The following is a 10,000-nucleotide window of genomic DNA, read 5'->3' on the forward strand; positions in this document are numbered from 1 at the left end:
TCTGAGGCTGTTAGTCATAACGGCCTTTTTTATGACTGTTTTGTACAAAACAAGTTAACTTATTTTTATTATTACATGCTGTTGATTCTTTTTTTTATTGTCTTTATTACAATAAAGAGTGTTTTCATTGTAATAAAAGAAAAAACAGCAGATAAAACCAAACATATCGTTATTAAGCTATTATAAGCGCCGAGTATTTTAGATAAATTTAAGAATTCTGCCCACGCGATGACTTTTTCAATAGGCATTTTTATGAAAACAAAAGCGAGTATATTTTGTTGTTTTTTTGATAACTATAAAGATATTTGCGCTGGATTAAAAGATGAAGATGTTAGAATGATGTTGGCTGTAAAACAGATCTGTTCTAATTTTGGCTTTAAAATGCTAGTTAATGCTAGTTAGAGAAAAGTTGAATATGTTCTCTAACTACGCAGTTATGGTTCTAAGTACCTATGGTCGAGTGCAGCAAGCCGCTGAAGCCGCTGAAGCCGCTAATAGATTAAAATTAAGAAATAACACTTATTATACAGCTCTTCGTATTAGTAATGTTGAGATGCTTTATTTTTTGATTGAGCCTTATTTAACTAAAAATGCTCACTTTGGTATTAGGAATATGTCTGATTCAGAATTAATTTCTACTCTTGATAGGTTAATTCGAGGATGAGAATTTTAAAGAAGTGTTTTTTTATTTTCTTTGGTACGTTTTGACAATGTATGTACCTATAATTATCTTTATTGTTTTTTGTGTTATTACTGTCTCATATTTTGATAATTATATATGGGATGTAGCTATTGGATTTTTTATTTTTATAACGATAGCTGTCGCTATTATAATTTGGATGAAAAACTAATTAATACATGCTACCGCGATTATGATTTTAATCTGAGTGTAGTCTCTGATACAGAAACGAAAAAGTCCGCCTTTTTGAACTGCACCCCAAAAGTTGGACACCCAACTGAGTAAGGTGGAGTGCCCCCGAGCCTGTAGATAAATCTGGCCTATATTTTGAGCATAGGAGGAGCCTATGGGCACCCCACCCTCACTGGCAGGTGGCCATGATGTTGTTGGTTTCGGTCTGGGCAACACTGCTACCTCAGTTATTACTCTGATTTTTCATTTGTGCAGCGAAACGTTTCGATGGCGATCACAATTTCACCAAATTGGGTTTGCCTTCTGTTGCCGATTTTCTAAACTCCTTATCAGCGAAACGTTTCGCTGTTGGAGTAGAAAATGAAAAAAGGCGCATTACTGAATTCTGATATTTCTGCTGTTATCTCCCGCCTGGGCCATACCGATCAGGTTGTGATAGGTGATGCGGGGCTGCCGATACCGGCAACCACCACCCGTATCGATCTGGCACTGACACGAGGCGTCCCTGGGTTTCTTCAGGTTCTTGAGGTGGTCACACAAGAAATGCAGGTTGAGAGTGCCGTCTTGGCGGAAGAGATAGTTAAAAATAATCCGCAACTCCATGACGCGTTACTCGCCCAGCTAACACAACTTGAACAACACCAGGGAAACCAAATTGTTTTGCGCTATATCAGCCATGAGGCTTTTAAAGAGCAAACCAAACACAGTCGGGCAGTGATCCGTAGCGGGGAATGTTCCCCCTTTGCTAACATCATTCTCTGCTCCGGCGTAACCTTCTGAGGCATTTATGCAACCTTTGCTGCAACTGAAAGGGATTGATAAAGCCTTTCCCGGCGTCAAAGCACTCTGCGGTGCTGGGCTTAGTGTCTATCCTGGCAGGGTGATGGCACTGGTGGGCGAAAATGGGGCCGGAAAATCGACCATGATGAAAGTACTGACCGGCATCTACAGTAAAGATGCTGGCAGTCAGTATTTTATGGGTAAAGAGGTGGTGTTTACTGGCCCAAAAGAGTCGCAGGAAGCGGGTATTGGCATTATTCATCAGGAACTTAACCTGATCCCACAGCTTACAATCGCAGAAAACATCTTTTTAGGACGTGAGTTTGTTAATCGCTTTGGCGGCATTGATTGGAAAAAAATGTATGCCGAAGCCGATTTACTGCTGGCGCGCCTTAATATCAGTTACAGCAGCCATCGTCTGGTGGGTGAGCTTTCCATTGGTGATCAGCAAATGGTAGAAATCGCCAAAGTGCTGAGTTTTGAATCCAAAGTGATCATTATGGACGAGCCAACCGATGCCCTAACCGATACTGAAACCGCGTCTTTATTTAATGTTATTAACGAATTGAAAGCGGAAGGTCGCGGTATTGTCTATATATCCCACCGGCTAAAAGAAATATTTGAGATTTGCGATGACGTTACAGTATTCCGTGATGGTCAGTTTATTGCCGAAAAACCGGTTGATAATCTGACTGAAGACTCACTGATTGAAATGATGGTGGGCCGTAAGCTGGAAGAACAATACCCACGTTTGAATATACCCCGTGGTGAAAAGCGTTTGCAGGTCAAACAGCTCTGTGGTCCCGGTGTGAAGAATGTCAGTTTCACCTTGTACAGTGGCGAGATCTTGGGAGTTGCTGGTTTGATGGGGGCCGGTCGCACCGAGCTGATGAAAATCATCTACGGGGCGCTGCCACGGAAATCTGGCTTTATTATGTTGGATGGTCGTGAAGTCGTCACCCATTCACCGCAAGATGGTCTGGCAAACGGCATCGTTTATATCTCTGAAGACCGTAAGCGAGATGGATTGGTGCTGGGGATGTCGGTTAAAGAGAATATGTCTTTGACGGCATTGCGCTACTTCAGCCGTTTAGGTGGTTCGCTCAAGCATGCTGATGAACAGCAAGCGGTATCGGATTTTATTCGTCTATTTAATATTAAAACGCCTTCGATGGAACAACCAATTGGTCTGTTATCCGGAGGCAACCAGCAGAAAGTGGCTATCGCTCGTGGTTTGATGACCCGTCCAAAAGTGCTGATCCTTGATGAACCTACCCGTGGTGTCGATGTTGGGGCTAAAAAAGAGATCTACCAGTTAATCAACCAATTCAAACAAGAAGGGCTGAGCATCATTTTGGTCTCCTCGGAAATGCCAGAAGTGTTGGGCATGAGTGACCGCATTCTTGTGATGCATGAAGGTCAGCTAAGCGGCGAGTTCTCTCTTGAACAGGCTACCCAGGAAGTGTTGATGGCAGCGGCCGTCGGCAAGCGTGTTTTATTGGAAAAATAATTTATTTAGACTCTAAATAATTCGAGTTGCAGGAAGGCGGCAACAGAGTAAATCCCCTGGAGCTTACACAGGTAAGTGACTGGGGTGAACGAAGGAAGCCAACGCACATGCAGCTTGAAATATGACGAGTAGAGCAGGAGTAATCAGATATGAGTTCCCAGACTATCAATACAAAGCGCTGGTTCAGTAAAGAATGGTTATTAGAACAAAAATCACTGATTGCGCTGCTGGTGCTGATTGCTGTGGTTTCGTCACTAAGCCCTAACTTCTTTACCGTCAATAATATGTTCAACATTCTTCAGCAGACCTCTGTTAACGCTATCATGGCCGTGGGGATGACGCTGGTTATCCTAACCTCCGGTATCGACTTGTCGGTGGGGTCATTACTGGCACTGACTGGCGCGGTGGCAGCATCTATTGTCGGGTTAGAAGTCAATGCATTGGTCGCGGTTGCCGCAGCGTTGGCATTGGGGGCGTTTATTGGGGCTATTACCGGGGCCATTGTCGCTAAAGGCAAAGTACAGGCGTTTATTGCCACATTGGTCATGATGTTATTATTACGTGGTATTACCATGGTTTACACCAATGGTAGCCCAGTAAATACTGGTTTTACTGATGTGGCCGACACCTTTGGCTGGTTCGGTATCGGCCGCCCATTTGGCATACCCACCCCTATTTGGTTGATGGCAGTTGTCTTTATTGCCGCCTGGTACATGCTGCACCACACCCGTCTGGGTCGTTATATCTATGCGCTGGGGGGGAACGAGTCAGCAACACGGCTTTCAGGTATCAGCGTCGATAAAGTTAAAATTATTGTTTATTCATTATGTGGGTTGTTAGCGGCATTGGCGGGGATTATTGAAGTTGCCCGCCTGTCGTCAGCACAACCTACTGCCGGTACCGGCTATGAACTGGATGCAATAGCAGCCGTGGTTCTGGGAGGTACCAGCCTTGCTGGGGGTAAAGGGCGGATTGTTGGCACCCTGATCGGCGCATTAATCCTCGGATTTTTAAATAACGGTTTGAATTTATTGGGTGTCTCCTCTTACTACCAAATGATTGTCAAAGCAGTGGTTATCCTGCTGGCGGTGTTGGTAGACAATAAAAGCAGCAAATAACCTCTCTCCCTACAGGAATAGTGACGATGAAAATGAAAAAACTGGCTACTTTGATCTCTGTTATTGCATTGAGTGCTACCGTAAGTGCTAACGCGCTGGCGAAAGACACTATCGCGCTGGTCGTTTCCACGCTGAATAACCCATTCTTTGTTTCAATGAAAGATGGCGCACAAAAAGAAGCGGATAAACTTGGCTACAACCTGATTATTTTGGATTCCCAAAACAATCCAGCTAAAGAACTGGCTAACGTGCAGGACTTAATGGTCCGTGGCACTAAATTACTGCTGATCAACCCAACTGACTCTGATGCAGTAGGTAACGCGGTTAAAATGGCTAATAAGGCAAACATCCCAGTTATCACCCTCGACCGTCTGGCAAACTCAGGTACCGTGGTGAGCCACGTGGCATCTGATAACCGTTTCGGCGGCAAAATGGCCGGTGACTTCATTGCCAAGAAATTGGGTAACGATGCCAAAGTGATTCAGTTGGAAGGCATTGCTGGTGCTTCTGCTGCCCGTGAACGTGGTGAAGGCTTCAAGCAGTCGATGGATCAACATAAATTCCAACTGTTAGCCAGCCAGCCAGCTGACTTTGACCGTACCAAAGGCTTAAACGTCATGCAGAACCTGCTGACCGCGCATCCAGAGGTGCAGGCTGTCTTTGCACAGAATGACGAAATGGCATTGGGTGCCTTGCGCGCGTTACAGACAGCGGGCAAAACTGATGTGTTAGTGGTTGGTTTTGATGGCACCGATGACGGTATCAAAGCGGTTGAAGGTGGCAAACTGGGCGCGACTATTGCTCAACGCCCAGACCAAATTGGTGTAATTGGCGTGGAAACCGCGGATAAAGTATTGAAAGGCGAAAAAGTGCAGGTCATTATCCCAGTTGATTTGAAATTAGTAACTAAACAATAAAATCCGTTACTAAATAGTTGTCATTCAATATACCAAAGTAATTGAAGTTGCAGGTAACTAACTAACCCCCTGCAACTTCAAGGACAAAGGAATAAATACGATGGAAACAGGTAAGCTGGTGGTTCTGGGCAGTATCAATGCCGACCACATTATGAATATTGAACAGTTTCCGCGTCCAGGTGAAACGGTTATCGGCAAGCAGTATAAAGTTGCTTTCGGTGGCAAAGGCGCAAATCAGGCCGTTGCTGCCGGTCGTAGTGGGGCGAATATCGCGTTTATTGCCTGTGTGGGTGAAGATGATATTGGTGAACGGGTACGCCAGCAGTTAGCCCGCGATAGCATTGATACCGGGCCAATCGAGGCAGTAGCGGGTACGACCACGGGGGTTGCGCTGATCTTCGTCAATGGTGAAGGCGAAAACGTAATTGGTATTGATGCTGGAGCAAACTCGGCAGTAACACCTGCGTATCTTAGCCGTTATCAGCAGCAAGTTATCGATGCAGACGCATTATTAATGCAACTGGAATCCCCGATCGAGACTGTGATTGCTGCCGCTAAACTGGCAAAACAGCATCAGACTCAGGTCATTCTGAATCCGGCACCCGCCCGCGAATTACCCGACGAGCTGTTAATGCGGGTGGATATGATTACCCCGAATGAAACGGAAGCTGAGTGTTTAACGGGTATTCATATTGAAAATGATGATGATGCGGCGAAAGCATCACAAATTCTACATAATAAAGGCATTGCGACGGTCATAATTACCTTGGGCAGCCGTGGTGTATGGCTCAGTGAACAAGGTCAGGGTAAGTTGGTTGCCGGGTTTAAGGTTAATGCGGTAGATACCATTGCTGCTGGTGATACGTTCAACGGCGCATTACTGACTGCATTATTAGAAGGTCAATTGATGGACTCGGCGGTGCGCTTTGCTCATGCAGCGGCCGCTATTGCAGTGACTCGCCCTGGTGCGCAACCCTCAATTCCGTGGCGTGCCGAGATCGACAGCTTCTTACAAGGCCGGGGTTAACTTTGGCTACCATGAAAGACGTCGCCCGCTTAGCGGGTGTATCAACCTCAACCGTCTCGCATGTTATTAATAAAAACCGCTTTGTCAGCGATCCTATTCGCGACAAAGTGCTAGCCGCCGTTAAACAACTCAACTATGCCCCATCTGCACTGGCTCGCAGCCTAAAACTGAAAGAAACTCGTACCATTGGTATGTTGGTCACTGCCAGTAGTAACCCGTTTTATGCCGAAGTGGTTCGTGGTGTAGAGCGCAGTTGCTATGAGCGTGGTTACAGTTTGATTCTGTGTAATACCGAAGGCGATATCAATCGCATGAGCCGCAGTATTGAAACCTTGATGCAAAAGCGCGTCGATGGTTTGCTGCTGATGTGTACCGAAAACCACCGCCCTTCCCAAGATATTCTGCGTTGTTATCCTTCGTTGCCGATTATTATGATGGACTGGGCGCCCTTCGAAGGGGTAAATGACGTCATTCAGGACAACTCATTATTGGGCGGTGAAATGGCAACCTCATATTTGATTGCCAGAGGGTATACCCGCATAGCCTGTATCGCTGGCCCTCAAGACAAGACTCCGGCCAAAGAGCGACTGGAAGGATACCGTCAGGCAATGGATCGTGCAGGTTTACCCATTCTCCCTGATTATGAAGTTGCCGGTGATTTTGAATTTAGTGGCGGTTTAGTTGCTATGAAACAGCTGCTTGCGCTACCAGAGCCACCTGAAGCGGTGTTCACCAGTAATGATGCCATGGCGGTTGGGGTTTATCAGGCTTTGCATCAGGCTGGGTTATCGATTCCGCAAGATATGGCAGTTATTGGTTACGATGATATTGAAATCGCACAATATATGACGCCACCACTGACTACCATTCATCAACCAAAAGATTCCCTTGGTGAACTTGCCATTGATACTCTTATTTATCGGCTGAATAACCCAGAAGCGGAACCTCAAGTGCTGATCCTCACTCCCGAGCTGGTGGAACGTGGATCAGTGGCAACCCGTTAAACTTCACTCTCTGTGGGTTTAGCCACTTTTTTCACATTACGTCCCTGAATTAAATTATCGCCATCTTTGGGTTTGAGCAATAAGAACACCATAGATGAAAGCAATGTCACCACACCCATGGTAATAAAGGTGTAATGGAAGTGGTCAACATCACCGCCAAACGACAATCCATCGTAAAAACGCAATACAACCGCACTGATAGCAACCCCAAAGCTAATCGCCAGTTGCTGGGTTACCGCCAGAACACTGTTACCCGAACTGGCATTATTATCGGTTAAGTCAGCCAGAGTGATGGTGTTCATCGCGGTAAATTGTGTCGACATCGCCATTCCTAATACAAATAGCGGCAATATCATCATCCAAGGCGACATCCCCGGTGATTGCAACGCCAATAAGGCAATCAGCACGCCGATAATGGCGGTGACACCCACTAATACCGTGCGATAACCGAGCGAACGCAATACCTGAGTAACGGCGGATTTCGCCATCATCGAACCTATGGCAGTAGGTGCCATCATACAACCGGCAATAATGGCTGAATAACCAAACCCGACTTGCAACATCAACGGTATCAAGAAAGGGACACAACCGGTACCTAGCCGTGAAGCTACGTTCCCGGCAATACCGACTGAGAATGTTCGTGTCATAAACAGGGGTAAGCCAATCAGTGGGCTTGGGTGGCCTTTGGCATGAAATATATAGAAGAGCAGCATTAATAAGCCGCCCAGCAGGGTGGCGGCTGGCAGATAACTGGCAATATCGGGCCGCCCCATTATTTCCAGACTTACGGATATCATCACTAAACTGCTACCGAATAGCAGGAAACCGATAATATCAAAAGCGCGCTTAGGCATGGTGAAGTCCGGCATATACTTACGGGCGTAAAAAATCCCCAGTAAACCGATAGGAATATTCAGGATAAAAATCCAATGCCAAGTGGCGTAGGTGACTAATAACCCGCCCAATAGCGGCCCCATTACCGGACCAACTAATCCAGGGATAGTCACAAAGTTTAATACCGGTAATAACTCACTGCGCGGATAAGCCCGGATCAGAGCAAGCCTGGCGACGGGCATCATCATCGCGCCACCGACCCCTTGAATCACACGGGAAGCCACCAAAAATGGCAAAGAATCGGAAAGCGCACACAGTAATGATCCCAGCGTAAATAAAGAAACGGCCAGAATGAAAATTCGCCGGGTACCAAAGCGATCGGCTAGCCAGCCACTCACTGGGATCAGCATGGCGACGGTCAGGGTATAGCTGATAATGGCTGACTGCATGGTTAGTGGCGAGCGGTTAAGGCTTTCAGCTATTGATGGGAGTGCTGTATTCAGTATGGTGGCATCTAAAGCCTGCATAAAGAAAGCCATAGCCGCTATCCAAGGAAGACCTGCCATACTGCGCGCAGATTTTATCATCATCCGTCCTGATTATAATGTTTGGGCTTAAGTACTCTCTCTCTATATATAGATATAAATAACATCTGCCGTTAGTCTTTTTCTTTTAATAGCACCTGACAGGCCAATAAAGCACCTTGGCTGTCACCCGCCAAAATTGTGTCGACGATATCCTGATGGTATTGCAGCTTAATCACCTCATCGCCAGTAATGGCGCGAAAGTAGCTGTGATAAACCGAACTGAACAAATTGGCAAAAGAGGTCAAAAATGGATTGCCGCTGGCTTCATAGATTAACTGATGAAACTGGGCATCAACCTGAATCCATCGTTCACGATTAAAGTGAGTATGCAACGCACGCATCTCCGCTATTAATGAAGCTAACAGTGTTCGCTGTTTTTCATTGGCATTGATAGCAGCCAGTGAACAGGCCTGAGGTTCAAGCGAGGTCCTTAATATAAGGAAGTGTTGCATCACTTGATCGAAATTCTCTCTGTTCATCCACCAAGTCAATAATTCCTGATCAAGGTAGTTCCAATTCGCTTGCGGCATTACTCTGGTACCAATACGTGGTCGCGGCAATAACATCCCTTTTGCTGCGAGCATTTTCACTGCTTCACGAACGGCGGTACGGCTAACGCCAAATTGCTCACCCAACTCTATCTCGCCAGGCAGTATGCTGCCAGCTTCATATTCCCCAGCAAGAATACGTTGGCCAATCTTTTCGGCCAGCAGATACGAAAGATTGCGCTGCGCAGCTTGTTGTTGGGTATTTAGTTGCATAGTGATTTGTCCTATCTATCTTCTTATACTTCTATTTTACTCTACTGTTTAACTCGGGTACTGAATGTTTAGCTTAATAATTGTTTAAATACGGGTCTTTCACCCCCTTTCTGCTGAAATAAAACGCAGTTGAAACGTTTTTTCAAATTAGGGGTTGCAGGCTGTCAGGAACTCCCTATAATGCGCCTCCACTGACCGGGAACAACGAAACATACTTCGCCGGGTCAGGAAGAGAAAAGAATGATTTTGACTTCGAAAGAAACCAAATAAAATCTTGACACTTCAGCGGGAAAGCGTATTATCTGCCTCCCGCGTTACCGTAAGATTCGCCGCAAGGCAAACGGGTAACGAACGCTCTTTAACAATTTATCAGACAATCTGTGTGGGCACTCGCAAGACGATATCGACGCCTGTTTCGGCAGGCAGAAGCAATATCAAAGTCTTGAAGAGTGACCAAAGCAGTACACATTTGAACTTCGGTTCGAATGCATATTTGCAGAAAGTAATCTTTGAGCATCGCTATGTTAACTCATAGCAAATCAAACAAATCTTAAATTGAAGAGTTTGATCATGGCTCAGATTGAACGCTGG

At 45.8% G+C, this 10,000-nt stretch carries 11 protein-coding genes and 1 rRNA gene (1 of these 12 cut by a window edge); 10 read left to right on the forward strand and 2 right to left on the reverse strand.

Going from position 1 to position 10,000, the window contains the following annotated elements:
• From AEP37_RS27015 to rbsR, 9 genes are all read left to right on the forward strand, one after another.
• Positions 1-186, forward strand: a 186-nt coding sequence (locus tag AEP37_RS27015; protein WP_049615182.1) for a hypothetical protein, incomplete at its 5' end; no start/stop codon positions are given.
• A gap of 66 nt (positions 187-252) precedes the next feature.
• Entirely contained in the window at positions 253-402 is a 150-nt protein-coding gene (locus tag AEP37_RS26295; RefSeq protein ID WP_156168705.1) for a hypothetical protein, read from the forward strand.
• Positions 392-664: a hypothetical protein gene (locus AEP37_RS21070; RefSeq protein ID WP_049615183.1), complete on the forward strand. Its 273-nt coding sequence runs from the start codon at positions 392-394 to the stop codon at positions 662-664. The genes AEP37_RS26295 and AEP37_RS21070 overlap by 11 nt, the downstream gene beginning before the upstream one ends.
• A gap of 567 nt (positions 665-1,231) precedes the next feature.
• Positions 1,232-1,651 carry a D-ribose pyranase gene (gene rbsD / locus AEP37_RS21080; protein WP_049615185.1) on the forward strand — a complete coding sequence of 140 codons (420 nt, stop codon included), beginning with the start codon at positions 1,232-1,234 and terminating at the stop codon, positions 1,649-1,651.
• 7 nt (positions 1,652-1,658) lie between these two features.
• Positions 1,659-3,161 (forward strand): ribose ABC transporter ATP-binding protein RbsA, encoded by a 1,503-nt coding sequence (gene rbsA / locus AEP37_RS21085; protein WP_049615186.1) that lies wholly within the window; start codon positions 1,659-1,661, stop codon positions 3,159-3,161.
• Between the two features lie 149 nt (positions 3,162-3,310).
• Positions 3,311-4,279, forward strand: coding sequence for a ribose ABC transporter permease (gene rbsC / locus AEP37_RS21090; RefSeq protein ID WP_049615187.1), 969 nt, complete (start codon positions 3,311-3,313; stop codon positions 4,277-4,279).
• Between the two features lie 26 nt (positions 4,280-4,305).
• Positions 4,306-5,196: a ribose ABC transporter substrate-binding protein RbsB gene (rbsB, locus tag AEP37_RS21095; protein WP_049615188.1), complete on the forward strand. Its 891-nt coding sequence runs from the start codon at positions 4,306-4,308 to the stop codon at positions 5,194-5,196.
• Between the two features lie 100 nt (positions 5,197-5,296).
• Complete coding sequence (gene rbsK / locus AEP37_RS21100; RefSeq protein WP_049615189.1) at positions 5,297-6,223, forward strand: ribokinase; 927 nt, start codon at positions 5,297-5,299, stop codon at positions 6,221-6,223.
• A gap of 2 nt (positions 6,224-6,225) precedes the next feature.
• A complete protein-coding gene (rbsR, locus tag AEP37_RS21105) occupies positions 6,226-7,227 on the forward strand; it encodes a ribose operon transcriptional repressor RbsR (protein ID WP_049615190.1) in 1,002 nt (333 codons plus the stop codon).
• Here the strand turns inward: rbsR and mdtD are convergent.
• Positions 7,224-8,648, reverse strand: coding sequence for a multidrug transporter subunit MdtD (gene mdtD, locus AEP37_RS21110; RefSeq protein WP_049615191.1), 1,425 nt, complete (start codon positions 8,646-8,648; stop codon positions 7,224-7,226). The two genes, rbsR and mdtD, sit on opposite strands and share 4 nt — an antisense overlap.
• A 71-nt stretch (positions 8,649-8,719) precedes the next feature.
• Positions 8,720-9,409, reverse strand: a complete 690-nt coding sequence (locus tag AEP37_RS21115; protein WP_049615192.1) for a FadR/GntR family transcriptional regulator — start codon at positions 9,407-9,409, stop codon at positions 8,720-8,722.
• Positions 9,410-9,961: 552 nt separating this feature from the next.
• On the opposite strand from AEP37_RS21115, the gene AEP37_RS21120 reads away from it, so the two are divergent.
• A 16S ribosomal RNA gene (locus AEP37_RS21120) occupies positions 9,962-10,000 on the forward strand; it runs 1,504 nt beyond the window's last position.

The organism is Yersinia pekkanenii (assembly GCF_001152565.1).
Classification (GTDB): domain Bacteria; phylum Pseudomonadota; class Gammaproteobacteria; order Enterobacterales; family Enterobacteriaceae; genus Yersinia; species Yersinia pekkanenii.